20 protein-coding genes are annotated in these 25,692 nt (G+C 64.5%); 12 read left to right on the top strand and 8 right to left on the bottom strand.

Annotated features, from left to right (window positions below; genetic code table 11):
- Window positions 1-17 precede the first annotated feature (17 nt).
- From AC1DGD_RS06745 to AC1DGD_RS06735, 3 genes are all read right to left on the bottom strand, one after another.
- The gene (locus AC1DGD_RS06745) at window positions 18-1,565 is read right to left on the bottom strand and encodes a glycoside hydrolase family 32 protein (RefSeq protein WP_476856332.1); all 1,548 of its coding nucleotides are present in this window, start codon (window positions 1,563-1,565) and stop codon (window positions 18-20) included.
- Between the two features lie 221 nt (window positions 1,566-1,786).
- Window positions 1,787-2,854 carry a LacI family DNA-binding transcriptional regulator gene (locus tag AC1DGD_RS06740; RefSeq protein WP_476856331.1) on the bottom strand — a complete coding sequence of 356 codons (1,068 nt, stop codon included), beginning with the start codon at window positions 2,852-2,854 and terminating at the stop codon, window positions 1,787-1,789.
- An 11-nt stretch (window positions 2,855-2,865) separates the two neighbouring features.
- Entirely contained in the window at window positions 2,866-4,098 is a 1,233-nt protein-coding gene (locus tag AC1DGD_RS06735; RefSeq protein WP_476856330.1) for a Gfo/Idh/MocA family protein, read from the bottom strand.
- Between the two features lie 155 nt (window positions 4,099-4,253).
- Between AC1DGD_RS06735 and AC1DGD_RS06730 the strand changes: the two genes are divergently transcribed.
- The 10 genes from AC1DGD_RS06730 (at window position 4,254) to galE (ending at window position 16,822) form a co-directional block, all read left to right on the top strand.
- Window positions 4,254-5,210 (top strand): carbohydrate ABC transporter permease, encoded by a 957-nt coding sequence (locus AC1DGD_RS06730; RefSeq protein WP_476856329.1) that lies wholly within the window; start codon window positions 4,254-4,256, stop codon window positions 5,208-5,210.
- 11 nt (window positions 5,211-5,221) lie between these two features.
- Window positions 5,222-6,145 (top strand): carbohydrate ABC transporter permease, encoded by a 924-nt coding sequence (locus AC1DGD_RS06725; protein WP_476856328.1) that lies wholly within the window; start codon window positions 5,222-5,224, stop codon window positions 6,143-6,145.
- 84 nt (window positions 6,146-6,229) lie between these two features.
- Window positions 6,230-7,576, top strand: coding sequence for an ABC transporter substrate-binding protein (locus AC1DGD_RS06720; protein ID WP_476856327.1), 1,347 nt, complete (start codon window positions 6,230-6,232; stop codon window positions 7,574-7,576).
- 85 nt (window positions 7,577-7,661) lie between these two features.
- The gene (locus tag AC1DGD_RS06715) at window positions 7,662-7,883 is read left to right on the top strand and encodes a hypothetical protein (protein WP_476856326.1); all 222 of its coding nucleotides are present in this window, start codon (window positions 7,662-7,664) and stop codon (window positions 7,881-7,883) included.
- A 102-nt stretch (window positions 7,884-7,985) separates the two neighbouring features.
- The gene (locus tag AC1DGD_RS06710; RefSeq protein WP_476856325.1) at window positions 7,986-9,776 is read left to right on the top strand and encodes an alpha-amylase family protein; all 1,791 of its coding nucleotides are present in this window, start codon (window positions 7,986-7,988) and stop codon (window positions 9,774-9,776) included.
- A gap of 265 nt (window positions 9,777-10,041) precedes the next feature.
- The gene (mgrA, locus tag AC1DGD_RS06705; protein ID WP_476856398.1) at window positions 10,042-11,097 is read left to right on the top strand and encodes an L-glyceraldehyde 3-phosphate reductase; all 1,056 of its coding nucleotides are present in this window, start codon (window positions 10,042-10,044) and stop codon (window positions 11,095-11,097) included.
- 89 nt (window positions 11,098-11,186) lie between these two features.
- Complete coding sequence (locus tag AC1DGD_RS06700; RefSeq protein ID WP_476856324.1) at window positions 11,187-13,394, top strand: alpha-galactosidase; 2,208 nt, start codon at window positions 11,187-11,189, stop codon at window positions 13,392-13,394.
- Window positions 13,395-13,413: 19 nt separating this feature from the next.
- Window positions 13,414-14,571, top strand: a complete 1,158-nt coding sequence (galT, locus tag AC1DGD_RS06695; RefSeq protein WP_476856323.1) for a galactose-1-phosphate uridylyltransferase — start codon at window positions 13,414-13,416, stop codon at window positions 14,569-14,571.
- Window positions 14,568-15,740, top strand: coding sequence for a galactokinase (galK, locus tag AC1DGD_RS06690; RefSeq protein ID WP_476856322.1), 1,173 nt, complete (start codon window positions 14,568-14,570; stop codon window positions 15,738-15,740). The genes galT and galK overlap by 4 nt, the downstream gene beginning before the upstream one ends.
- 68 nt (window positions 15,741-15,808) lie before the next feature.
- Window positions 15,809-16,822, top strand: coding sequence for a UDP-glucose 4-epimerase GalE (gene galE, locus AC1DGD_RS06685; RefSeq protein WP_476856321.1), 1,014 nt, complete (start codon window positions 15,809-15,811; stop codon window positions 16,820-16,822).
- Between the two features lie 353 nt (window positions 16,823-17,175).
- Here galE and AC1DGD_RS06680 read toward each other — a convergent pair whose 3' ends face one another.
- On the bottom strand, window positions 17,176-17,787 hold the full coding sequence (locus tag AC1DGD_RS06680; RefSeq protein WP_476856397.1) for a recombinase family protein: 612 nt from the start codon (window positions 17,785-17,787) through the stop codon (window positions 17,176-17,178).
- A gap of 671 nt (window positions 17,788-18,458) precedes the next feature.
- Between AC1DGD_RS06680 and AC1DGD_RS06675 the strand changes: the two genes are divergently transcribed.
- Both AC1DGD_RS06675 and AC1DGD_RS06670 read left to right on the top strand, forming a co-directional pair.
- Entirely contained in the window at window positions 18,459-18,902 is a 444-nt protein-coding gene (locus AC1DGD_RS06675; protein ID WP_476856320.1) for a hypothetical protein, read from the top strand.
- Window positions 18,903-19,343: 441 nt separating this feature from the next.
- Window positions 19,344-19,826 (top strand): bifunctional 4-hydroxy-2-oxoglutarate aldolase/2-dehydro-3-deoxy-phosphogluconate aldolase, encoded by a 483-nt coding sequence (locus AC1DGD_RS06670; RefSeq protein WP_476856396.1) that lies wholly within the window; start codon window positions 19,344-19,346, stop codon window positions 19,824-19,826.
- Window positions 19,827-19,900: 74 nt separating this feature from the next.
- Here the strand turns inward: AC1DGD_RS06670 and AC1DGD_RS06665 are convergent, their stop codons facing one another.
- The 4 genes from AC1DGD_RS06665 to AC1DGD_RS06650 form a co-directional block, all read right to left on the bottom strand.
- Window positions 19,901-20,263 (bottom strand): histone-like nucleoid-structuring protein Lsr2, encoded by a 363-nt coding sequence (locus tag AC1DGD_RS06665; protein WP_476856319.1) that lies wholly within the window; start codon window positions 20,261-20,263, stop codon window positions 19,901-19,903.
- A gap of 514 nt (window positions 20,264-20,777) precedes the next feature.
- Entirely contained in the window at window positions 20,778-21,434 is a 657-nt protein-coding gene (locus AC1DGD_RS06660; RefSeq protein ID WP_476856318.1) for a ParB family protein, read from the bottom strand.
- Window positions 21,431-22,255, bottom strand: coding sequence for a ParA family protein (locus AC1DGD_RS06655; protein WP_441410633.1), 825 nt, complete (start codon window positions 22,253-22,255; stop codon window positions 21,431-21,433). Before AC1DGD_RS06655 ends, AC1DGD_RS06660 begins: the two co-directional genes overlap by 4 nt.
- Window positions 22,256-23,775: 1,520 nt before the next feature.
- Window positions 23,776-25,626 (bottom strand): MarR family transcriptional regulator, encoded by a 1,851-nt coding sequence (locus tag AC1DGD_RS06650; RefSeq protein ID WP_476856317.1) that lies wholly within the window; start codon window positions 25,624-25,626, stop codon window positions 23,776-23,778.
- Between the last annotated feature and the right edge of the window lie 66 nt (window positions 25,627-25,692).

Here is a 25,692-nt window from a genome sequence, read left to right as displayed (position 1 = left end):
TCATTGGTCGTTAGGGGCTACCGACTCAGGACCAATGGCTCTGCGTTTCGCATTGGTGGCGCCGCGGGTCGCGTCACTTTCAGGCTGGGGGCGCTGGCAGTCCCTCGTTTGGCGTAGAGGGACACGCGGGTGCTGTCCGGCCCGGGAAATATGAGGCCTGTCATGGTGACCTGGCCGTTTTGGGCGAAGACTTCCACTGAGCAGTGGTCGATGAAGAGGGTGAGAGTGTATGACCCGTCAGAGGCAGGTTTCAGTGGTGCCGTATCGGTGGAAGCAAAGGCGTCATGGAATTCCGTGTTGCCGGAGCTTGTCCGGTCCATGATGAGCCGGTTGTCGGAGGGGCGGATGCCGATGCGTGTGCCGTCGGTGCCGTTGCCTCGAATGATGAGTCCGAATTCCTCTGCGGACTCCGGGATGAAGGTCACCTCGATGATCTCTACCGGCGCTCCGGTGTGCAGGTGGCGCATCCCTTCATCTATTGCAAGATCAGACCAGGTGTTCACCGACAGTGCGTTGCCGGTTCGATATTCGTCGGCGACCCGTTGGGACAGTCGGGGCTGGCCTTGGTCTGTGACCAGGGACATTTCGCGTACGAGTGACATCGAACTGCGCCATGGCCAGGTTGGGATGTCGGCGCCGTATTGCCAGTTGTTCATCCAGCCGACCATAAGACGGCGCCCGCCGGGTGCGTTGTTGAAAGACACGGCCGCGTAGTAGTCGCGACCCCAATCGAACCAGTGGTAGGCATCGAGCTCGGCCGTTTGGCTGCTGCCCTCGGTGACGGTTGTTTCGGATGTGAAGGCCACGCCGTCGAAGTGGCCGACAAAGTATTGACCGCCTGACCCGCCATTGGGTCCACCGGGGTTGAGGTTCACGGTGAGAATCCACTTGGTCTGCTCTTCGTCGCCGTCCAGTGGCAAGGGGAAAAGGTCAGGGCACTCCCAGACGCCGCCGGTGGCGTTGGCGGGTCCGAAGCTGCTGAGATAGTGCCAGTCCCGAAGGTTATCGGAGCTATAGATGACGACGTTGTGCTCGTTGGCTTCAACGGCCACCATGACCCAATAGCTGCCCGGGGGCCCGTTGTAGCGGAACACCTTCGGATCGCGGAAGTCTGCGGAGTTCCTGTCAAGAACGGGGTTGCCCTGGTACTTCGTCCAGGTGTAGCCGCCGTCGGAGCTCCAGGCCAGGGACTGGGCCTGTGCGCCCCGGCGGGCTGAGCTGTCCTTGTAGGCGCTCGTGTAAATTGCCACCAGCGGGGCGGTCTGCCCGTTGCCGAGGCCGCTGGTGTTGTACTGGTCGATGACGATGCTGCCGGAGTAGATGTCCTCTTCGGCGTCGCAGAGGATGGCCACGGGCTGCTCGTCCCAGCTGATCAGATCCACCGAGGTGGCGTGGCCCCAGGACATGTTGCCCCAGACGTTCCCGAAGGGGTTGTTCTGGTAATAGAGGTGGTAGATGCCCTCGTGGTAGACGAGTCCGTTCGGGTCGTTCAGCCAGGTATTTTGGGCCGTGTAGTGGATGACGGGCCTGAAGATGTCATCCTCTTGGGCGGGAATTGCAGTCATGACGTTGGGTGCCTTAACGGGTAGTCGGTGGGTCGCCGGGGGTGGGTGGCAGCTGCGGCGGTTGCCGGGGTGACTTCCGGGCAGCAAGGAAACGCGATCGCCGGTGGCCGGTTGAGGACAGACGTCGGGCCCCGAGGAGCGGGGTCTCCCAGCGTTGGGGGATGCCGGCCCTCCACCGGCAGGTGATCGCCTTTAGCGCAGCCGGAGAGGCTGTGTTGGTGTCAGTGGCAGCCGCAGGAAGCGCGCAGCACCAGCTCGGTGGGGAAGATTTTCGTCTGCGTTTCCCCTCCGGGTCTGGGGGCCAGGAGGGCCTCCAAGGCGGTCTGCGCCAGGTCTTTTACGGGTTGGGCGACTGTGCTGAGCCGGGGCCAGGTGTATTCGGATTCGGGTGATCCGTCGAAGGCGAACACCGCGAGGTCCTCGGGCACCCGCAGGCCGCCCTCGTGGAGGGCGCAGAGCAGACCCACAGCCTGCTGGTCGGAGCTGACGAAGACGGCGGTGGGCCGCTCGCTGCGGGCCAGCAGTTCCTGTCCGGCACGGTACCCGCCCTCGCGGGTAAACGCTGTCCTGACGATGGGGCCCGCCGTAAGGCCGGCATCCTGGATCCCCTGATGCCATCCGACCTCGCGTGCGTCAAGGTCACCCCCGGCATTGCCGCCCATGACCAGCCCGATGCGTTCGTGGCCGTGGCTAATGAGGTGCTCGACCGCCATGCGCGCCCCGTCCTGGAAGGCCACTCCAACGGAATTGGAACCGTGGCCTCCCGCGCCGTGTTTCATGACGGCGGGACTGCCTGCCGTGGCGAGGTCGGTGCTGTGGTTCAGGAGCACGGCGGGGATGTCTGCCTGTTCAAGGTCCATCAGATCCGGCTCGAACAGCATGCTGCAGAGGAACAAACCGTCCACCCTCCGGGCGGCGAAGTTCTTGATGAGGCGGCGCTCTGTGCGGAGCGAGGCCTGGGAGTCCGCCAGCAGGAGGGTGTAGCCCCGCTCGGCCGCGGCGTTTTCAACGGCGCGGGCGAGCGAGGCGAAGAACGGGTTCATGGCATCGGAGACGATCATCCCGAGCATCTCACTGGAGCCCAGGGCAAGTGCCCGGGCTGCCGCGTTGGGCCGGTAGCCCAGCGCCCTGATTGCCTGCCGCACCTTGGCCTCGTTCGCCGGGGAGACAGCCCTGGGCCCGCCGTTGACCACGTAGCTGACGACGGCGGGGCTGACCCCTGCCATCCGGGCGACGTCGTCGCGTGTGGTGGGCTTGGCGTGTGAGGTCGGGTGCGGCATGGCAACCATGCTAACGGGGTTTACTTGGCGGATTCGCGGAGTGCCGGGCGGGGCAGCTCTGCGGGGGCGTCGCCGAAGTCGGGCACCGGCAGGCGTTCGCCGCCGCGCAGGGCGGAATGGTGGGCAACGATGCCGGGAAGCGTATAACGGGCCGCTTCCCAGGCGTTGACCGGAGGCAGGGTGCCGGTGTTCATGGCGGTGACGAAGTCGTCCACGAGGAAGTGGTGGCTGCCCTCGTGCCCGTTGGGCAGGCCGCGGAACTCTGCCGGCAGGCGTCCGGCGTCGTGCACGGATGCCATGCCGGAGATAAAGGCATCGCGCAGTGCGGGGGCGACGTCGGCCAGCATGGGGTCATCCGCGTCCATGGTGGCCTGGGTCTCGAGCTGGTCACTGATGTCGGTCACGGTGTGCTTGTCCTGCCAGACGCTGACCAGGGCGAGCTGTTCCATGCTTGCCTCGGTGCCGAAGTAGCGAAAGCGGCTCTCGCGCAGGTGGGAGGGGTAGCCCACCCTGCGGAACTCGTTGATGCGCATGGACCCGCCGCCGGCGAGTTCGAACAGGGCACTGGCGTTGGAGAAGTCGTTGTCGAACATGCTTACCTCGCGGTCGAAGACGCCGTCGCCGCGCTCATCCCGGACCCCGACGCAGCTGACGCTGACAGCGTGACCGCCGGTTGCTCCGAGCACTCCGCCCACGGAGTGGGTGGGGTAGAGCATGGGTGGGTAGCTGGCGGTGCTCTTCCAGTTTTCTCCGCCGCTGTACTGGTAGGCGTTGTAGAAGCCGAGGTCCATGTCGTGGACGTAGTCGCCCTCCGCGTAGAAGATCCGGCCGAAGGCGCCCTCGGCATTCTTCTTGCGGGCCAAGACGGTTGCCGGGTTGTAGTAGCTGGTCTCACCCATCATGTAGGTCAGCCCGGTCTCCCGGACTGCTTCGATGATTTCTGCGATCTCCGTTTCGGAGATCGCCATCGGCACGGCGGAGTAGACGTGCTTGCCGGCGCGCAGCGCCTGCACCACCAGGGGTCCGTGGGTCCAGCGCTGGGTGAAGATCGCAACGGCGTCGACGTCGCTTTCAAGCATTACCTCGAAGCTGTCGAACGTTCCTGCAGCCCCAACGCTGCTGGTTTGCGCCTCTGCACGCTCAGTGATGAGGTCGGTGAAGTAGATGTCTGAGATTCCGGGGTGGGCAGCGAAGAGCTTGGCGAATACGCCTGAGAACTGTCCTGCACCAACGATTCCAATTGAAGAAGTCATGGGAAAAACAATGGGCGAAAAATCTACGCGCGTCAAGCGGTTGTTTATTTTGCCCTCAACACTCGCTGATCTAGGGGAAATAGCTTGCATTAATTTACGCAACGCGCGTAGAGTAGCCGCCAAGTGTTACCTACCTCACAGGAGAGGGATCAACGATGACCACCACTGCCGCCAGCCGGGCCGCCAGAGTCGACACGGCGCTTCATGAACAACCAGGACGGGCCGGGAAGCCTTTTTGGCGCCGGAACCATGGGGACCTGCGGATTGCCCTGTTCTTCATCGCCCCGGCCCTGCTCGGTTTTGTCACCTTCTATGTGGTCCCCGCGGTCCGGGGCACCTACCTGAGCTTCACCGAGTACAGCCTGTTGGGTGAACCGGAGTGGGTTGGCGGGGCGAACTACGCCGCGATCGCGAAAGACCCGCTGTTCTGGAACGCACTGGCGGTGACGGGCGAATACGTACTGATCAACATGGTCCTCCAGACGGTTCTGGCCCTGGGCCTGGCGCTGCTGATGCACCGGGTCGCCAAGTCCACCCTCATCAGGGGAGCACTGCTGCTGCCGTATCTGATGGCGAACGTGATCGCGGCACTGCTCTGGTTCTGGCTCCTCGATTACCAGATCGGCATCGTCAACCACTTCATCGAAGCACTCGGGTTGCCGCGGGTGGCGTTCTTCGGCAGCGAGGCATGGGCCATCCCCACCCAGGCCCTGATCAACACCTGGCGCCACGTGGGCTACACCGCTTTGCTCCTCTTCGCCGGTCTCCAGGCCATTCCCCGGCAAATCTACGAGGTGGCCGACCTTGACGGTGCCTCCCCGTTCCAGACCCTGCGGCGCATCACCCTGCCGCTGCTGCGCCCGGTAATCGCGCTGGTGGTCATCGTCACCGCGATCGGATCGATCCAGATCTTTGACACCGTTGCCGTGACCACCCAGGGCGGGCCCGTCAACGCCAGCCGCGTCCTGCAGTTCTACATCTACCAAAAAGCCTTCACCGAGTCAGACTTCGGCTACGGTTCCGCCCTCGCCGTCATCCTCTTCGTCATCCTCGCCGTGGTGGCCTTCGTGCAGATGAAGTTCCTCCGCGGCAACGAGTCGGACCTGGACTAAGGAAACCAACCATGACCACCAACAACCACCCAGCCCGTCCCCGCCTGCAGCGGATCCGCAAACCCATGACCGTGCGCCGGGCACTGTCATGGGCCCTGATCATCTTTGCCGTGGCCGCCTCCGTGCTGCCCTTCTACTGGGTCATCAGGACCTCCCTGTCCACCAACGGTTCGTTGGCCAGCAACGCCACGAACCTGCTGCCGGCGGACTTCAACCTCGGCGCCTTCAAGCGCGTGTTCGGCCTCCAGTCAGCCGAAGAAGCAATGGCAGAGGGCGGCTCCGGGGCACACATCGACTTCTGGCTGTACCTGCGCAACTCGGTCCTGTTCGCCTCCATCACCACGGTCGGTGCACTGTTCTTCAGCGCGATGGCCGCCTACGCCTTCGCGCGGCTGCGCTGGAAAGGCCGGAACGCAGTCTTCAGTCTCTTCCTCGCCACCATGATGGTCCCAGGAATCTTCACCGCACTGCCCAACTTCCTGCTCATCAAAAACCTCGGACTGCTCAACACCCTGCTCGGCCTGGTCCTGCCCTACCTGTTCATGAGCCCGTTCGCGATCTTCTTCCTGCGGCAGTTCTTCCTGAACATGTCCCGGGAAGTCGAGGAGGCAGCGATGCTCGACGGCGCCAAACACCTGCGGATCTTTTTTCAGATCGTCCTTCCCAACGCCGCAGCACCCCTCGCCACCCTCGCGCTGCTGACCTTCATCGGCCAATGGAACGAATACTTCTGGCCGCTCCTGGTCGCCAACCAAGACGACCTGAGGGTCCTCACCGTCGGACTTGGCGTCTTCAAGGCGCAGGCCCCCCAAGGCGCCCCTGACTGGTCCGGCCTGATGGCCGCCACTCTCGTCTCGGCCCTGCCGATCCTCCTGCTGTTCATCGCCTTCGGCAAGAAAATCGTCAACTCCATCGGCTTCTCCGGCATCAAATAACCCTGCGGGACCAGCTCCCAAATCCGCCAAAAACCAGCGCAACCCCCTTCCGGTGCGCTCCACCCTGTCCTGAAAGGACCCACCATGAAAAAGAAAACAGCCAGCGCCATCGCCGTTGCGGCTGCCGCCGTCCTGGCCCTGTCCGCCTGCGGAAGCGGGGGAGGCACCTCATCCGAGGAAGCCAAGGGCGAGCTCAGCTACTGGCTCTGGGACCCGAGCCAGCGCCCGGCCTACCAGCAGTGCGCCGACGATTTCCACAAGGCCAACCCGGACATCACCGTCAAGGTCACCCAGCGCGGATGGGACGACTACTGGGCCACCCTCACCAACAGCTTCGTCGCCGGAAACGCCCCGGACATCTTCACCAACCACCTCACCAAGTACCCGGAACTGATCAAAACCAAGCAGCTGCTGCCCCTCGATGACGCCCTCAAGAAGGACTCCGTTGACCTCTCGATCTACAACGAAGGCCTGGCCGACCTCTGGGTCGGCGAAGACGGCAAGCGCTACGGGCTGCCGAAAGACTGGGACACGGTCGCGATCTTCTACAACAAGACAATGACCGCCAACGCAGGGATCGGCGAGGACCAGATCAAAAACCTCAGCTGGAACCCCGAGGACGGCGGCAGCTACGAGAAGACCATCGCCCACCTGACCGTGGACAAAAGCGGCAAACGCGGCGACGAACCCGGCTTCGACAAGAACAACGTCGCCGTCTACGGCCTGGGCCTCAACGGCGCAGGCGGCGGCCTGGGCCAGACGGAGTGGAGCTACCTCACCGGCACCACCGGCTGGACCCACACCGACAAGAACCCCTGGGGCGCCCACTTCAACTACGACGACCCCAAATTCCAGCAGACCATCGCCTGGTACGCCGGCCTGATCGACAAGGGCTACATGCCCAAGCTGGAAACCACGGTCGGAGCCAGCACCGCCGACATCTTCGCCGCCGGCAAGGCAGCGATCAACGTCAACGGTTCCTGGACGATCGGCCAGTACACCAGCTACAAAGACATCAACCTCGGCATCGCGCCCACCCCCACCGGGGTCAACGGCAAGCGGGCATCCATGCTGAACGGTCTCGGCGACACCATCTGGGCCGGCACGAAGAAGCCTGCCGCCGCCGCGAAGTTCGTCGAATACCTCGGATCCGCCGCCTGCCAGGACGTCGTCGCGTCCAAGGCAGTGGTCTTCCCCGCCGTCAAGACCTCCTCCGAAAAGGCCGCGGCGGCTTTCCAGGCCAAGGGCGTCGACGTCACGCCTTTCACCCAGCCCGTGAAGGACGGCGCCACGTTCCTCTTCCCCATCGCCGATAAGGCACCGAAGGTCGAAGGCATCATGAAACCCGCCGTTGACGCCGTCGTAGCAGGCAAAAACCCCGCCAGCTCGCTCACCCAGGCCAACGAACAAGTCAACGCCCTCTTCAAGTAACCATCCGACGCCGATGGAAGGGGCGGACCTTTTCGGTTCCGCCCCTTCCACCCGCGCGACAACGATCCACCCCTACAGGACCACCATGTACACCAATGCATCAAATGAAGACCTCCTCCACGTTCGGGTCCAGAAACGCAGCCAATTAGAGGACCAACTGGACAAAGCCGTGAACATCCTCGCCGAACGGGCCCCGCTCTGCGGCGGCAAAGGGATCCTCGTTGCCCGGCACTCCGCCCGGGACTTCACCGTCCAGCTCCACCCCGATATCCCGTACGGAACCATCCAGGAAAGGCAGGAATGGTAACCCGCAACGGGAACAGCCTCCCCTGGAAACCATGACCAGGAAACACCCATCCCACGGGATGAAACGCCGCCGGAAACCCCAACCCAACCCACGGAGAACCCCTTGACACTGGACCTGCATGCGAACAGCACACGTCCCTTCCTGGCCGCCGGGATGGAGATCTCGATCGACCCTGCGCGTCAGGTCCTCACCCTGGCCACCCCCGACGGCGCATCCCTGGCGCGCCTTCGCCTGCTTGCCAGCATCAACACGACCGCCGGCACTGACGAAATCCGTGTCACAGACGTCAACGTCAACGCCCCCGACGGGAACCTCACCCAGGTGGAAATCACGGCAACGAGCTCACTGTGGCAACACCACCACACCCAGCTGCGCGCCGAAGGCGACGCCCTCGAACTGACCACCACCGTCCAGGGCACAGGCCGCATCACATCCATCCGCCAGCTCGGCGCCCACGTGGCCGGCTCCGGCCTGCTGCCCAGTGACCTGCTGCACAGCGCCGTATTCTCCCCCAACCCGGACCGGCCATGGCAGGTCCTCCGCCACGCGGGGGAATCCGCAGCCCTGGGCGTAGTGGGAGACGGTGGTCAGCCCGGCGTCGGAAGATGGCTCTTCACCCCACCCCCTCTGTGCCTGGCCCTCTCCCCCGCGGACCCCGTCGCGTCCCCGGCATCGGGCAGGCCCTGCCTGATGATCGGTGTCGCAGCCAAGCGGCGCCCCTTCACCCAACTCACCTACGACGCCCTCACCCCGGGCTTCTCCCTCCGTTACGACTACGACGGACACACCTCAGTCGAGGGCCACTTCAGCACACCCACACTCCTGCTGTTCCTCGCCGATAACCCCTACGACGGGCTCAAACGCTACCGCGAGCTGCTCGACGCACGAGGTCTGCTGCCCGCCCGCACCCAGGCCCCGCCCTCACCAGCGTGGCTCGAACCGATGTTCTGCGGCTGGGGGGCCCAAAACGCCGACGCAATGGCCTCCATCGGCAATCAGCGCCCAGCAGTCGACCGGGCACGGCAGGCAGACTACGACCGCTATCTCAACACGCTCGCCACGCACGGAATCGTGCCCGGAACCATCGTCATCGACGACAAATGGCAGCAGGACTATGCCACCTGCCGGCCCGACACCGAAAAATGGCCGGACATGGCCGGATGGATCCGGGAACGGCATGACGCCGGCCAGCGGGTCCTGCTCTGGTACAAGGCCTGGGACACCGAGGGCGCACCACCGGAAGCCTGCGTCCGTGACCACACCGGTCAGCCGGTCGCCCTCGACCCCGAATCACCGGCCGGGCGCAAGCTGATCCAGCAAGCAGCACGGTCCATGATCGGCGAGCTCGGTGCCGACGGGATCAAAATAGACTTCACCGCCTCCACCCCCGCAGGCTCCGCCCTCACCCATGCCGGGCCGTCATGGGGAATCGACCTGCTCCACGAACTGCTCGCAGTCCTGTACCAGGCCATCAAGGACATCAACCCCGACGCCCTCGTGGTCACCCACACACCAGACCCCGGCTTCCGCGACGTGACCGACATGCTCCGCCTCAACGACGTGCTGATGCTCGACCAGCCAGGCGGCCACACCGAACCACCCACAACCACCCCCGGCACCGGCGTCGTCGACACCATGACCCACCGGGCCCGCGTCGCCACCTCTGCATGCCCGGAACTGCTTATCGACACCGACGGCTGGGCCCTGCCCAGCCAAGCCGCCTACCGGAGCTGGACCTCGGCGCAAGCCGGTCTCGGGGTCCCCAGTCTCTACTACACCGACCGCCTCGATGTACCCGACCCCAGCGAACAACCCATCCCGCCCGCGTCCCTGCACGCCACAGCGCAGCACTGGGCAGCCTACCGGGCCACGCTAACCGTCGGGGCTGAATAACGTACGAAAAAAACGGGGAGTGTGCAGCATCCGATGGCGGGAGCTGCACACCCGCCGCGAAACACAGCAGCTTGGGCTTCGCTCGAAGCATCCCAGTACTGTCCGCACCAAGGAGTCACTGCCACCCTGGCTTTGTTGCGGCCCTCACGTACCTGCCGACCTTCCTGGGTCGACCCTTTCCGGCCGGTTCATTCCTGCCTTTACCCTCCCTGACCCGTGCGCCGGCCCGCTTCTTCCAGCGGCAGGCAGAAAGGCACCGATGACGATGACTTATTCGGCTGCAACCAACCGCTATGAATCCATGCCCTACCGCCGCGTCGGACCCAGCGGCCTGAAACTTCCCGCCATCTCCCTGGGCCTGTGGCACAACTTCGGCGACGACAAGCGCTTCGATGAACAGCGCGCCATCCTCCGCCGCGCCTTCGACCTCGGCGTCACCCACTTTGACCTGGCCAACAACTACGGCCCGCAGGACGGCTCGGCCGAAACCAACTTCGGCCGCCACCTGCAGGACGACTTCAAGCGGTACCGGGATGAACTCGTCATCTCCACGAAGGCCGGCTACTACATGTGGCCGGGCCCGTACGGCGAGTGGGGATCCCGCAAGTCCCTGCTCTCCAGCCTGGACCAGTCGCTGGGCCGGATGGGCCTGGACTACGTGGACATCTTCTACAGCCACCGGCCGGACCCCGAGACGCCGATGGAAGAGACCATGGGTGCGCTGGACTACGCCGTGCGCTCCGGCAAGGCGCTGTACGCGGGCATCTCCTCCTACACTCCGGAACAGACCATCGAGGCGGCCCGGATCCTGAAGGGCCTCGGCACCCCGCTGCTCATCCACCAGCCCAGCTACTCCATGCTGAACCGCTGGACCGAAAACGGAACGCCGAACCTTTACGAGGCGCTGGAAGAGGTGGGCGCCGGTTCCATCGCGTTCTCCCCGCTGGCGCAGGGCATGCTGACGGACCGCTATCTGGTCGGCATCCCGGCCGATTCACGTGCGGCCAAACAACGGTTCCTGTCCAAATCTGCCCTGACCGAGGACAAACTGGACCGTGTCCGCGGGCTCAACAGGATCGCCGCCGGCCGCGGGCAATCACTGGCGCAGATGGCCATCGCCTGGATCCTCCGCGACCAGCCCAAGGGATCACCCGTCACCTCCGCCCTGGTGGGTGCATCCAGCGTCCAGCAACTGGAAGACACGCTATGCGCCATAAACAACCTCGCATTTACCGGCGAGGAACTCGCGGCCATCGACGAATTCGCAGCCGAATCAGACATCACCCAAGCCAATGAACAGGTCAACGCCCTCTCCAAATAGCGACCCAATACCTATTGCGCGCCGCGGGCGTCGTCTTCCCCCGGCGCGCAGCCTTACCCGTTCACTCCCACTCAGAAGGACAGCATTTTATGGAACCCCTCCACCTCCGTTCCGCCGGCACCAGCCTGGTGATCAGCTTCGACAGCGGGGAAGCCGAGGTCATCCACTGGGGCAGGGACCTTGGCAGCACCCTGCCGGACCTCGCTATCCTCAAGGCGGCCATCCCGCCGTCGTCCGCCGACGCCACCGTTCCCGCGGGCCTGCTGCCGCAGGCCTCATCCAGCTGGCGGGGCCGGCCCGCTCTGCGAGGTCACCGCATTGCCGACGGCGTTCCCGGCTACGACTTCTCCGTACGGCTCCGCGTGGCTGAGGTGGTATCGGACGGCGCTGGCGCCGTCGTCATCATCCAGGCAGACGCCGACGCCGGGATCCGCATATCGTCTGTCCTGACCCTGCATGACGGCGGCCTGCTGGAACTACGCCACACCGTCACAAACACCGGAACCACGCCTTACCAGCTCGACGAGTTGGCCACTGTTCTCCCGGTGGCACCCGCCGCCGTCGAACTCCTTGACCTGACCGGACGCTGGTGCCGGGAACGCCACCCGCAGCGGCGCCCCATCCAGCAGGGTACCTGGGTCCGCGCCGGCCGACACGGCCGGACCGGGCACGACTCCTCACTGCTCTTCGCAGCCGGGACCGCCGGTTTCGGCAACCGCCACGGAAAGGTCTGGGCCACGCACCTCGCCTGGAGCGGCAACCACGAACAGTTCGCCGACAGCATCGGCGATGGCCGCACCATGATCGGCGGCTCCGAGCTCCTCGGCCCGGCCGAAGTCATCCTCGCACCCGGTGCCAGCTACACCACCCCTGCGCTGTTCGCCGCCTACTCCGGCCGCGGCCTGGACGGGATCAGCGAGGCCTTCTACAGCTGGTTCCGCAACCGACCGCACCACGTGCTGCCCGCTGCCGCTACCGGCCTGCCCGCCGGAAAGCCGCGCCCGGTGGTGCTGAACACATGGGAAGCTGTCTACTTCGACCACAACATCGACACGCTGATCGAACTGGCCGAGTCCGCCTCGGATCTTGGCGTCGAGCGTTTTGTGCTCGACGACGGCTGGTTCCGTGGCCGCCGCGACGACCACGCCGGCCTCGGCGACTGGTACGTCGACGAAACCCTCTGGCCCAACGGGCTCACACCGCTCATCGACGCCGTCACCTCCCGCGGGATGGAATTCGGGCTCTGGGTGGAACCCGAAATGGTCAACTTGGACTCCGACATTGTCCGCGCGCACCCCGACTGGATCGTTGGTCCTTCCGTCCAGAGCTACAAGGACGGCGGCCGCCTGCCGATCGAATGGCGGAACCAGCAGGTGATCGACCTTGTAAACCCGGACGCGTGGCAGTACATTTTCGACCGCGTCGACGCCCTGCTGCGCGAGAACAACATCAGCTACCTGAAGTGGGACCAAAACAGGGACCAGCTGGAGCACGGCCATGCCGGCCGCTCCTCGGTCCACGAACAAACCCTGGCCGCCTACCGGCTCTTTGACGAACTCAAGAAGGCCCATCCCGGTGTCGAGATTGAAAGCTGCTCCTCCGGCGGGGCCCGTGTGGACCTGGGCATCCTGGAACGCACGGACCGCATCTGGGCCTCGGACTGCAACGATGCCCTGGAACGGCAGACCATCCAGCGCTGGACCGGGCTGGTGGTCCCGCCCGAACTCGTGGGCGGGCACGTCGGCCCCACCACCTCGCACACCACGGCCCGCACGCACGATCTATCGTTCCGTGCCATCACGGCTTTGTTTGGCCACTTCGGCATGGAATGGGATGTCCGCGGGGTCCAGGGCGCCGAGCGTGAGGAACTCAAACGCTTCATCGCCCTCTACAAGGAACACCGCGGCCTGATTCACTCCGGGCGCATGGTCCGCTCGGACGTGCCCGGCGATTCCCTGATGCTGCACGGCGTCGTGGCCAGCGGTGCCTCCCAGGCCACCGTTTACCCGGGCTCGACGGCGGCGCTGTTCGCCCTGGTCCGCACAGGCACCGCCCTCGCCGAACAACCGGGGCGGATCTCCATCCCCGGCTTGGATCCGGACCGGGAGTACCGTGTGGAGCCTGTCTTCCCGGCTCCCGGTGACGCCGACTATTCGCATACGTTCACGCAGGTCAAGCCCCCAGCTTGGATGGCGGACGGCGCGGTTGCGGACGGCCGTTTCCTGGCCGAGGTGGGACTGCCCATGCCCGCCCTCAACCCCGAACACGCACTTCTGCTCAAATTCACCGCACTCTAGCAACGGGAAAGGTACAAATGTGAAAACGACATGCATCGCCACGAACTTTCTGGCCGACGGCCGGGAGATCCTCTACTTTGACGACGCCGGGTCGACCGAGCGGCCCGCCTCCTCCCTGATGGACGACCGTGAGCTTCCCGTCCGCCCCGAGCCCGGCCAGCTGCGCTTTGACGCGCTCAGCCGCGAGTGGGTGGCCGTCGCCGCGCACCGGCAGTCGCGGACCCACCTGCCGCCGGCGGACCAGTGCCCGATATGCCCGACGACGCCGGACAACCAGACCGAGATCCCGGCGCCGGACTACGACGTGGCCGTCTTTGAAAACCGCTTCCCCTCGCTCGGCCCCGATGCCCACGGGATTCCCGCCGCGCCGGGCTGGGGGACCACCGCGCCCGCCGTCGGCCGCTGCGAAGTGGTGGCGTTCACCCCGCAGCACACCGGGTCCTTTGCCGAACTGGGCTGGCGCCGCACCCGCACGGTGATCGACGCCTGGGCCCACCGGACCGAGGCACTCAGCGCGCTGCCCGGCATCCAGCAGGTCTTTCCGTTCGAAAACCGGGGCGCCGACATCGGCGTCACCCTGCATCACCCGCACGGGCAGATCTATGCCTACCCCTACGTGACGCCACGCGCCGCGGTGCTGGCTGCCGCCGCCGGTGAGTTCGCCGCCATGACGGAGGGCACGGCAACGCTCACCTCCTCCCTGCTCCGATCCGAACGCAGCGACGGCAGCCGCATGGTCCTGGAGGGCGAACACTTCAGCGCCTACGTCCCGTTCGCGGCGCGCTGGCCGCTGGAAGTCCACCTCGTCCCGCACCGCCAGGTCCCGGACCTCGCCGCCCTGAACGGCGCCGAGCGCGACGAGCTGGCCGAGCTTTACCCCGAACTCCTCAAGCGCTTTGACGCCCTGTATCCGACGCCGACCCCCTACATCGCAGCCTKGCACCAGGCTCCGCTGGAGCCCGCCATGCGGCGGGCCGGTCAATTGCACCTGCAATTGACCTCGCCCCGCCGCGCCGCCGACAAGCTGAAGTACCTCGCCGGCTCCGAAGCCGCCATGGGCGCCTTCATCAACGACACCACCCCCGAATCCGTCGCGGCCCGGCTGCGCGAAGTGGCCGCCCAGCCGGCCGGACTCGCAACCCGCACCACATTGACCACGGAAGGCGCCCCCGCATGAAAACAACAGCACGCACCGACGCCGGGACCGGCGCCCTGACACAGCGCTTCGAGGCCACCTTCGGCGCAGCACCGCACGGCGTCTGGGCCGCCCCCGGCCGGGTAAACCTGATCGGCGAGCACACCGACTACAACCAGGGCTTCGTCCTGCCCTTCGCGATCGACAAGCGGGCCAGAACCGCCGTCCGGCTCCGCGACGACTCCACCGTCCGGCTGCTGTCCACGATTGGAGACCAAGGGCTCGTCGAGACCGAAGCCGCCACCCTGGCGCCGGGCGCCATCACCGGCTGGGCCAAGTATCCCCTCGGAGTGGTCTGGGCGCTGCAGCAGCACGGCATCAAGGTCCCCGGCTTCGACCTCCTCCTTGAATCCGACGTCCCGCTCGGCGCAGGGCTTTCCTCCTCGCACGCCATTGAATGCGCCGTCATCACCGCCCTCAACGAACTCACCGGAGCCGGGCTCTCGGCCCAGGAAATGGTTATGCTGACCCAGCACGCGGAAAACGCCTTCGTAGGAGCTCCGACCGGCATCATGGACCAGTCCGCGTCGCTGCGCGGCGCCAGCGGTAAGGCCGTCTTCCTTGACTGCCGCGACCAGTCCGTGGAACTCGTGCCGTTCCAGGCACGGGAAGCCGGACTCGTCCTGCTGGTCATCGACACGAAAGTGGCACACTCGCACGCCGACGGCGGCTACGCCTCCCGCCGCGCATCGTGCGAGCTCGGCGCCGAAGCCTTGGGCGTCAAGGCCCTGCGGGACCTCGCCGTCCGGGACCTCGAGGAGGCCAGCGGACTCCTCGATGCCACCACGTTCCGGCGCACCCGCCACATCGTCACCGAAAACGACCGCGTGCTGCAGACCGTGGACGTCCTTCGGACCCAGGGCCCGGCCCACATCGGCCTCCTCCTCGATGCCAGCCACGCCTCCATGCGGGACGACTTCGAGATCTCCTGCCCGGAACTGGACCTCGCCGTCGACACGGCACGGACCCACGGCGCCATCGGTGCCCGCATGACCGGTGGCGGCTTCGGCGGCTCGGCGATCGCCCTTACCCCGGTGCAGGACGAGCAGCAGGTCCGCGACGCCGTCATCCGCGCCTTCGCGGAGGCGGGATTCACCCGGCCGGAAATCTTCACCGTCTCCCCCTCGGCCGGGGCCGCACGCATCTCCTGACCCGCGTCCGCCGCGGCGGCCCCACGAACACACGGCAAACCAGTCCTAATCCCCCAGGAAGGGCCCCAATGAGAATTCTGGTCACCGGAGGCGCCGGCTACATCGGCTCCCACACCGTTTTGTCCCTGCAGGAAGCCGGCCATGAAGTGGTGGTGATCGACAACCTGGTCAACTCCAGCGAGGAGTCGCTGCGCCGGGTCGCCGAGCTCAGCGGCACGCCCGTTGCCTTCCACCCGGTGGATCTGGTGGACGAGCCGGCCGTGGACGCCGTCTTCACCGAGCAGCCGATCGACGCGGTCATCCACTTCGCCGGCCTCAAAGCCGTCGGGGAATCCGTCCGGGAGCCCCTGATGTACTACTACAACAACCTCGTGGGCACACTGAACCTGCTCCGGGCGATGGACCGGCACGACGTGCGCTCAATCGTCTTCAGCTCCTCCGCCACGGTCTATGGGGAACACAACCCGATCCCCTACGTGGAGAAGATGGAGATCGGCGCCAACAACCCATACGGCCGGACCAAAGAACAGATCGAGGACATCCTCGCCGACCTCGGAGCGGCGGACGACCGCTGGCACATCGCCCTCCTGAGGTACTTCAACCCTGTCGGCGCACACCCCTCAGGCCGGATCGGCGAGGACCCGCAGGGCATCCCCAACAACCTCGTGCCCTTCATCGCACAAGTCGCCGTCGGCCGGCGCGAGAAGCTGATGGTGTTCGGCGCCGACTACAACACCCCGGACGGCACCTGCCTGCGCGACTACATCCACGTCGTGGACCTGGCCCAAGGCCACGTCGCCGCGCTCAACCACGTGGCGGCCCGGACCGGCGTCTTCCGCTGGAACCTCGGCTCGGGCAAGGGATCCTCCGTGCTCGAGGTACTGCATTCTTTCGAGAAAGCCGTGGGCCGTCCGATCCCCTACGAGCTCACCGGACGCCGTGCCGGAGACCTCCCCGCGTTCTGGGCCGACGCGAGCTCGGCCCTAGCCGACCTGAGCTGGTCAACCACCAAGACTGTGGACCAGATGTGCGAGGACCACTGGCGCTGGCAAAACAACAACCCGCACGGCTACAACGCCTAGAGATCGGCCTCCTCCCTTTCAACAACCGTCACAGAGTGAATTTGTCATCCGGTCAGGTGAATACGCTGCCGCCGTCTCGATGCAGGCGGCCACATCGCGCCGAGCACCAACACAGTAGCCGCCTTCCGACCGTTCGACTTCAGAGTCGTGAGCCCGGATACCGGGGACTATTGCCCTGGGCGAATCGGATCCGCGAGGGCGGCTACACCTTTCTGTGCAGACCACTTCGGAGATTGACGCAGCTGCCTACCGTCTCAGTTCCTAAGAAGTTTGAACACCCAGGACCGTTGACTCGAGAAGTGGCAACCCGCCACAAGTCATCATCAACAACTATTGGCTAAAGCCGGCCGAGGCTAACGGGAAAGTAGCTTCTCACCGTCTGGACGCAGCTCCCCGGCGGGCGACACATGCCTGTACAGGGTCTGGCGGGTAACGCCGAGTTCAGCGCAAAGATCGCTGACCTTCGTGTTGGGTTGGCCCATTGATACCAGAGCGAGACGAAGTTTCGCGGGAGTCATCTTGTAGGGCCGTCCGCCTTTACGGCCACGTGCCCGTGCCGAGGCCAGTCCGGCGAGAGTGCGCTCGGAGATGAGTTCGCGTTCGAACTCAGCCAATGCGGCGAAGATCCCGAAGACGAGCTTTCCGGAGGCTGTGGTGGTGTCGATCGCCGCACCCTGCCCCGTGAGGACCTTCAGCCCGATGCCGCGTTCGGTCAGGTCGTGGACGATGTTAACCAGGTGCCGCAGGTCCCGGCCCAGCCTGTCGAGCTTCCACACAACCAGAGTGTCGCCGTGGCGCAGTGCCTTGAGACACGCTGCCAACTCGGGTCTATCGTCCTTCTTTCCTGAGGCCTTGTCTTCGTAGAGGGAATCCACGTCGATGCCGGCGGCCAGGAGCGCGTCCCGCTGCAGGTCCGTGGTTTGGGATCCGTCCGTCTTTGAGACGCGAATATATCCGACAAGCACAGGAGTTCCCTCCGTCATTTATACGTTCGTTTAAGTGACGATGTGACTCGGAATCCGGCTGGCATCGAAACATGTCATTTAACCCGTGATTTATTCTAAGTCATGCAAAGGGTCCCTGATTCTCTGTTTGTGACAGAAAGTCGAGGGGTATCTCAAGTTCGGCGAAGGTTCATCCGATGTTATGTCGGGCGCTGACGGTGCAGACGACTCTTGACCATGGTTCATGGCTAGTGCAGGCGACTTCTGAAGAAAATGCCGGCAGTGGAGATGACTTCTGACAAACGGATGTCAACAGTCCTGTGCACCGGAGCCATACTTCCGTATGACGTGGTGCAGACGACTTCTGAAAACGACAATTCTTGAAGATCCTGACGGCCCCGGGAAGCGGCCAGCCTGTCTCATTTATCGATCGTATTTGAGGTGCAAGGCAGACAACCCCAATCGACTGCCGGTCGGTCCAGCCTCCGAAGTTACCGTGCGGGGTCTCTGACCGACAGCGATGCGAAAATCCGGCGACAGAAACTCCTGAAAAGTCTACAGAGCAGTCTCAAGGTTTCTCATTCCGCCGGCTAAGCGTCAGAACCGGCGAGGCGCTCAGGTTCCGCACGATCGCACGCCTGTGTTACGGGAGTGACTGGTATTCCAGACAGCGAGGCGACCACAATGAGGTTATGGACCCGATCGATCCACATCTGGCGCTGGCCTTCGCCAGCGCCGCGGCCGTCGGTTCGTCGATGACCCGCGCCTTCCGCATCGACGACGCGAAAGCCTGCACGCGGCTTTGCCGCAGAATCCTTCTCTTCGCAGCCGCTCCCCCGCCCTCAGACCTGGCCGGGATCGTCCGTGCACTTACCGGCCTGGACAACATCCTTGCCGCCGTGGGCCTCCTGACCCGCCGCCTGGCCCCGCTCGGGACCGCGGACGCCATACACCTGCGCAACGCCGATGCAGCCCTCACGTCGCTCCGCGACGTTCTGGGCCCAGGATCGGCTGCCGGCCTTCACCCCGCTTGCACACCGGCCGGCCCCCGTCGGCACCTCACGGGAACCCGCCCATCAGCTGCAGCGGCACGGCCGGGACGCCCTGGCACCGGCAGAACTGCCCGGCCATCGTGAACGCGGGCCGCTCATAGCAGGACGCAAAATGCCCCCGTACCGGTTGGGGGATCGGCACGGGGGCATTAACGGCTGGCCACGCCGCCACTTGGGGGGAGGTGCGGCGGGACTTATAAACCATAAATCCGGAGAAGTGCAAGTCAAAAACCATGGCCGGGTATTACGAAGGACGGACGGCACATCGGCGGGAATGCGGCCCGAGGCAGCCATTCCGCGGTCCACGGCGTTCACCCCCGGGTGCGCCTCAGGGGCCCGAACCATGCACGGTCCGGATCGCCAGGCCGCTGACGCCGAAGCCTCTCCGGAGGACGACGTACACCGGGCAGGCAGCACGAATCAGCGACCGCAGGGTCCGCCTCAGCAACCGAGTGCCCTGCTTGCTGGTGGGGAAAGGGCCGCTGTTTCCGCAGCTCACCCCCGTCAAGGCGGGCATCACGACACATTCGGACATACCGCCAAGAATTCACTTCAGGAGACCTGACGGCCCTGGTCACGGCAGGACGCGACAACGGCCATGAGGCCGGCACGGGGACCGTACTCACCGTGGAACAGCTGAATGCGGTCAAGGCCGCTGGGGCAAGCTTCATCGTCACACCCGGATTCGACAAGGAGATCGTCTCCCACGCGATCGAACTCGGGATGGCTCCCTTGCCGGGCGTGGCGACTACAACAGAAGTCGGTCAGGCCCACGGCCTCGGGCTGACCTGGCTGAAGGCATTCCCTGCCGTAAACCTCGGCAGCACATGGATCCGACAGATGCACGGACCTTTTCCTTCGGTCCGCTTCGTCGCAACAGGCGGAATGAACCTCCACAACGCACAGGACTTTATCGCCGCCGGCGCCCGAGGCATCGCCATCGGCAGCGCCGTCGAAGAACTCTCCAGGCTTGGAAAGCCCGCACCGTCACCGGCACAGATGGCATAGAAACGAACGAAGGACACTGACGGGGCAGCCATCGGTTCCAAGGGCGTTGCCCGCTCGGCCCGCGGCTGGCGGGCCTATCGCTTAGGAATGTGCATCGTCGTAGGCATTCTTGATGTCCTGGCTGATTCGTCCCGGGAGCTGGGACTGTACCCATTGGCCATGGCCCACTCCCGGATCTTCTGAGTCTCTTCCCTGCCGGTCGATCCGGTCCTGTCGCGCCGGCTTCCCGCCCCCGCGCCGCGGACGCGCCGGCCGTTGGACACGAACCGCGCCATAGCCCCGCGCAGTTCGGCCGCGTTCCCGGCTGACAGGTCGATTTCGTAGTCAGCTCCGTCGAGGGAGAACCGGACGGTTTCCTGTGCATCTTCGCCGGAAAGGTCATCGATCAGCTGGACATGGATTTTGCGGGCCAGCAGGGGCCTTCGTTCGTGGTTCATGCTGGCGCCTCCCCCAAAGCCAACGTCAGCCTTGTCCTCAACACTATTTCAATTCCAGCACCATCGAGACCGCGGAACAATCGTTAGGTGCTGTCGGCGGGCTCGCCGGCGGCGAGTGTCAGGGTGACCCCATAAACCCAGCCGGCAAGATGTCAGGATATGCCCCAACAGACCCTAATCTGGCGCGGTTGCCGGTATTCAGCTGACGTCAGTTAGAGGTATACCCCAACCGGACGGCCTTTCTGCTAGAGGAGCGCCATCGATCGTCAGTCACTCTGCGCGCGAAGCGGGGAATTCACTCCGGGGACTTACCGGACGGACTCAAGCGAGGCCGTCTTCCATAGTGCCGATTGACTCCGCTGAGGCGCCGGACCTGGCACCCGCTCCCCCAACCAAGTACCCAATTTCGGCTGCCTGCCACGGCAGCCGAGGAGGCCCACTCGATGCCGACGGACTTCATGAACCACCACGGGCATGACGAGCTGATGCACTCCCCGGCCGCGACCGGTAGCGCCTAAGTCTCCAGGGGCCTGCCTCGGGGAACACTGCCTGGGTCTGCGGTGAACAAGTTCCCTTCGTTGTACTGGCGCTCCAAAGCCTCGACCTCACGCTCCACGGCGGCGAGGATGAAGTCCGAGAGTGTTCTGGATCCGGTCAAGTGACGGGTCGCCATGTACGCAGATCGCATCCGGGCGCCCGACTCCTTCGACTGGAAGAAGCTGGTCTTCCGGTACTTCTTCTTTTCCGGCTCCGCCGGTTCGGGAGCCGGTTGCTGCAGAAGGGCTTGGACCTGCTGCGGAGCGTGCTGCACCGGCTGGACCGGCGGCATGTAAGTGACAGGTTGTGGCTGCTGAACCGGCGCCTGTTGCGCGGTGACCTGCTGGACTACCGGCGCCTCGACTACGGGAGCGTGCTGAACCGGCGCTGCCTCAATCGACGCCGGTGCAGGTGCAGCTGCGGCGGAGGTGGGTGTCTGCTCGGGGTCTGCCGCGGAGGTCGGCACGGAGTGCAGTGTCGCCGGCTGTGGATCCGCAGCCGGCTCATCTGCCATGCGCGTCATGTCGGCGATGACGCTGGTGTTGCGTGCCTTGCTCAGTCCGCCGCGTTTCCGTACGGCGTCCAGGGCGCTGGGGGTGCCTCCGCGTTCCGGGGCGGGTCCTGGGCGGTTCATGACTCTGCACCTTTCCAGATCTGCGTGGCCAGCTGGACCAGGTCGGCCCGATGCGGGGCGGCTTCGGAGCCCCACGCCCGCAGCGGCTGCGAGGCGGCCTGCGCCTTGGCGAACACTTCGCGGTCCTGAAGCATCGGTTCGAAGACGAGGTCACCGAAGTTGGCGTTGATCTTCTCAATCCAGTGCATCTGGTCAGCGCGCTTCTTCTGCTTGTTGACGATGACACCCAGAAGCTCGATGTTCTCGTTCAGGTTCTCCTGTACTTCGCCGATGGTCGTAACGATTTCGGACAGCCCCTCTACTGAGGCGACCCGGGGCTCGGTTATCAGAAGGGCATGCGTGGCTGCCGTCAGGGCGTTGACGGTCAGAAGCCCCAGCGAGGGTGCGCAGTCGATCAGGACGATGTCGTACTCGTCCGCGACACCCTTCAGGGCGATCCGCAGTCGGTGTTCGCGGGCCATCATGGAGTCGCGTTCGCGGGATGCCAGGTTGCGTTCGGCCGCGATCAGGTCGAGTCTCGGGAAAGATTCATTCTTGTCGACCTTTGGTTGCCAGGCCTCCCCCGCCGGCATGATGGCGTCGCCCGCGACCCCCGGCATGATCTTCTGGTTGTTCGACTCGTCGCCGTAGAGGACATCGTTGAGGGTGAACTCCGGTTCCGTCACGCCCAGGGCGGACGTCACGTTGTACTGCGGGTCCGCGTCGATGACTAGGACCTTCTTACCGAGCGTTCTGGAAAAGACCTCTGCCAGGCCGGTCACGAGGGTCGTCTTGCCGACGCCACCCTTTTGGTTGCAAACCGCGATGATTTTTGCCGACATGTCTGGGGTACCTTCCGTTGCACTGCTGGTAGAAAAACGGTGCGGCAGAAGGCCCACGTGTGGCGGGAACTCATCGGGCCGGCAACCGATGAGACCAGACTAGCGGTGCTCCTGGGGTCTGCCCGGACGCCACGCGGGAGTGTTGGCGCAAATGGTTCTTTTCACGCGTATCCCTCCTTTGGAGCAAATGGCACCATAAGAGGCATTTGCGGAAACGACGCATATGCCTCACTTTGCGTGTACTGCACCATGCCACCATTTGCGCATATGCCGCAAAGGACTAAAGCGTGACGGGCCATGCGCAAAAAGAACCATTTGCGCCAGAATCGACGAGACCCGATTAGTGGGTGCCCGGGGACAGGTTCCCGCATAATGCTCCCTTTTGCCCATGTCGCGTGTCGTAGCACGGGGCTGTTAAATAGGGGGACTGTAGAGAACCCCGGCCTGACAGCGATTCGCAAATGGTTCTATTTGAGCAAGCGGCGTCTCGCCGGCAACCACGTCAACCGTTTCGCATATGGTGGCATTTTCTCAACGGGAGGACCGCAAGGAGCTGCAACGTTCGAACGCAAATGGAGGCATTTGCGTTCGGGCCGCCAAGGCCCTATTCAGGGACTTATGGTGGGATTTGCGCTTAATGAGGTATTGCCGCATATGCCACCGCATACGCATCTGGTACTACTTGCTCAAATAGAGGGATTTCAGGTAATCCCACATCTGCCGCAAAGGGTGCCTTATGCGCATATGGTGACATATGTACCGGCAGCCCTTGCGGCCAGCTCCACGGACACCGAGCCGGGCCAGGGGCGGTCCGTTTCCCGGACCACTCCAGCACTGGCGCGCAGTCACTCGGCTTGCCCCTGGCCACTTCACTGCCGACTAGACATGGCACCAGGGCACTCCCCGAGCGGTGGATCCTTCCCTGCCGACGACGTTTCCTGACGACGTTTTCCCCCGAAACCCGGACCGGTGCATCCCACTTGGGTGTGCTCGCGAGCAAATGGTTCCATTTGTGCCTGGAGCAATTGGGTCTTTTTCTGTCGGCTGGCATCTGGCTGACGCGGGGGAGTGAGGTCCGGAGGCGGGATGAGCGCAAAAGGGGGTATTTGCGAATATGGGTCAATGGTGGCATTTGCTCATGATTACGATTTAGGGGATGGTGCCGGACCGTCTCCTAGGCACGTAGTTGCTTACCCTGTGTCGGCGGACGGCCGGGCGCGCCGGCCGGGGGGAGAGTACTCGTACCGGAGGGTAGCCGTCGCTCCAGGCGGGGGGGCGTTATCCCAGACCACGCTGGAACCGGTCACCCAGAATCGCGGCAGCGAGGGGGAGCGGGCGTTGGCGCCACGTTTTCGCAAATGGCACTATTTGCGCATCCCTGCCTCGGTTTGATCCGGCCGGCGGCACAGTCGTGACGCCGGGAGAGTGGGATTCGACGCACGGCCAGGAGCCTATCTGCCAAACCGCCCGCGGAATGGCAGGGGAGAAGGGCGTCAGGAATAGGATCGGGGTGAACGAATTTAGCCGGCCCTAGTGAACGCCATGTCCGCCAGGGCCCACTCGTCCGGTGGACCCTCAAATGCCTCCCATGGATAGTCCTCACCGGGGGAGAGGAGCTCGGCGACGGTGTTGACGTTCTTAGACAGCCATTCCTTCCACAGGATCCGTTCGATCCGGTAGCGCTGCAGCTGCGCCGCCACAGCTTCCATGACCCCGAAGTGCTCGGCGAGGTCTTTCAGTGACGTCGATGCCACCACCGACCAGGCCCGTTCGTTGTTCCGGGCGATCATGTTCCAGGCGGCCATTACCTCAAGCGCCTCACTGACAGCTGTCCTCGAGAGCTTGGTCAGCTTTACGATCTCGGATGTTGACAGGCCGGGGGAGTGTTCCAGTGCCTCGTACACGAAGGCCGCCGGCAGTCCCAGTTCCCTGAAAACTGGCCGAAGTGCGTGGATTTTCCCCTTCCGCCAAGTCAGGTCTTCAGCCGCCGTCTTCACCTCCTCCGGCACGGTCAGCATGTAGAGGTCTCCCTTGGTACCGCGGCCCTGTTCAACGAGGGTCACCAACGGGTCCTTCTCGTTGCGCAGGGCTCTGAGGTGTGATCCGACCGTGGTGTGATCCAGGCCGGTGGCCACCGCGATGGACCGGTCACCGAATTCAATGAACCTGGATGCCGTCATGTGTGCTGCCTCCCCCAGCGACCTCAGCATCATTCTCCTGGCCAGCCCGGTCCTTGAATCGGTGTAGGCATGTTCCTTCAACCGCAGTGCATTTCGCCAGGTCCGGATGAACCGATGCTCCACATCGGGATTCGATGAAATCGGATTCCCTTGTATTACGGGGGGCTGTGTAGTTGGCTGGCTTGTGGGGGATATACGGGCATTGTTCTTTCTGTCCCTGGACCCGGGGTTTTTGCTCAGATACGTAACCGCATTCAGCCAGTCCCTGCGCAATGCCGGGACACGGTGGCGGGAGGCATAGCGGGCATAGAAAGAGGCCAGTCCGGGCCAGGTCCCCTGCAGCATCCGGCGTTCGACGTCGACGAGTTCTATGCCGGCGGCCGCGGCCCCTGTGACAATGGCCTGTCGTGCATCCGAATCGGAGGCGTACCGGTTGGTGTCGTATAGCCCCGTCTGGGCCATCAGCTGCATGGTCCGGGACATCCGCCCGGCTGGGTGCTGGATTCGGGGCGTCTCGGTGGTGGCCGGTGTGATCGTGCCTTCGAGACGGAGTGCCTTGACCGCTGCGATCTCCTCTGCAAGGTCGGCGTTCATGGCTGCCCAGGTGGTGGCCGAGTTGGGCCGCCGGGCAACGTCGTAGGCCATCGACAATGACATGGCGAGTTCCTGGTGTCCGCCGCGCTTGTGCGGGGATCCGGGTGTGCGCATGCAGCCATGCAGGAGGTTCTGGTGCGGGGTCTTGTCCAGGCTCCGGTAGCGGGTGCCCAGCGCCTCGACAAGATCGCGCGCTTCAGAAAAGGTGACCCGCTGCTCGAGCGGGATGTAGACGTGCCGGCCGCCGTTGGGGGAGTAATCCTCAATCCAGCGGGCACCGACCGAGTGCAGCCACGTCTGGACGGCACGGACGTCGGCCTCGACCCAGTCAATACCGGCGACGGACGAGTCAAAGTCAAGGAAAATCGCAGCGCACGTGCCGTCCTTGCCAAAAATCCGGACCGCCGCAGGGAACGTGGGCAGGGTCTCAGTGAGAGTGCGCTCATGCTTTTGCGGGTAGGTCTTACCTGCGTCCCGGGAGAGGCGAACTCGGGGCTGACCTGCGAGGATAGGCGCCAACGCAGCCCACGCCTGAGCGGGGCTGTGTGTAGAGGATGGCCCGCGCGACACGCCAGCGCCGTATATGGCTGGCAGCACGCGGGTGTGCTGTTGTACGATGATGCTGTTCCTGTCGAGGGAATGAGTAAGGGCCGATCTTCCAGG

The sequence above is a fragment of the Arthrobacter sp. 05T45 genome (assembly GCF_056395875.1).
The sequence above is the reverse complement of the archived record's forward strand: the minus strand, read 5'-3'. Positions and strand labels throughout refer to the sequence as shown.

Coding starts and splice junctions, on each gene's coding strand:
- AC1DGD_RS06665 (WP_476856319.1), bottom strand. CDS start 20,263: ATGAACCACGAACGAAGGCCCCTGCTGGCCCGCAAAATCCATGTCCAG.
- AC1DGD_RS06700 (WP_476856324.1), top strand. CDS start 11,187: ATGGAACCCCTCCACCTCCGTTCCGCCGGCACCAGCCTGGTGATCAGC.
- AC1DGD_RS06735 (WP_476856330.1), bottom strand. CDS start 4,098: ATGACTTCTTCAATTGGAATCGTTGGTGCAGGACAGTTCTCAGGCGTA.
- galK (WP_476856322.1), top strand. CDS start 14,568: ATGAAAACAACAGCACGCACCGACGCCGGGACCGGCGCCCTGACACAG.
- AC1DGD_RS06715 (WP_476856326.1), top strand. CDS start 7,662: ATGTACACCAATGCATCAAATGAAGACCTCCTCCACGTTCGGGTCCAG.
- AC1DGD_RS06725 (WP_476856328.1), top strand. CDS start 5,222: ATGACCACCAACAACCACCCAGCCCGTCCCCGCCTGCAGCGGATCCGC.
- AC1DGD_RS06720 (WP_476856327.1), top strand. CDS start 6,230: ATGAAAAAGAAAACAGCCAGCGCCATCGCCGTTGCGGCTGCCGCCGTC.
- AC1DGD_RS06655 (WP_441410633.1), bottom strand. CDS start 22,255: ATGTCGGCAAAAATCATCGCGGTTTGCAACCAAAAGGGTGGCGTCGGC.
- AC1DGD_RS06660 (WP_476856318.1), bottom strand. CDS start 21,434: ATGAACCGCCCAGGACCCGCCCCGGAACGCGGAGGCACCCCCAGCGCC.
- AC1DGD_RS06730 (WP_476856329.1), top strand. CDS start 4,254: ATGACCACCACTGCCGCCAGCCGGGCCGCCAGAGTCGACACGGCGCTT.
- mgrA (WP_476856398.1), top strand. CDS start 10,042: ATGACTTATTCGGCTGCAACCAACCGCTATGAATCCATGCCCTACCGC.
- AC1DGD_RS06740 (WP_476856331.1), bottom strand. CDS start 2,854: ATGGTTGCCATGCCGCACCCGACCTCACACGCCAAGCCCACCACACGC.
- galE (WP_476856321.1), top strand. CDS start 15,809: ATGAGAATTCTGGTCACCGGAGGCGCCGGCTACATCGGCTCCCACACC.
- AC1DGD_RS06745 (WP_476856332.1), bottom strand. CDS start 1,565: ATGACTGCAATTCCCGCCCAAGAGGATGACATCTTCAGGCCCGTCATC.
- AC1DGD_RS06675 (WP_476856320.1), top strand. CDS start 18,459: ATGGACCCGATCGATCCACATCTGGCGCTGGCCTTCGCCAGCGCCGCG.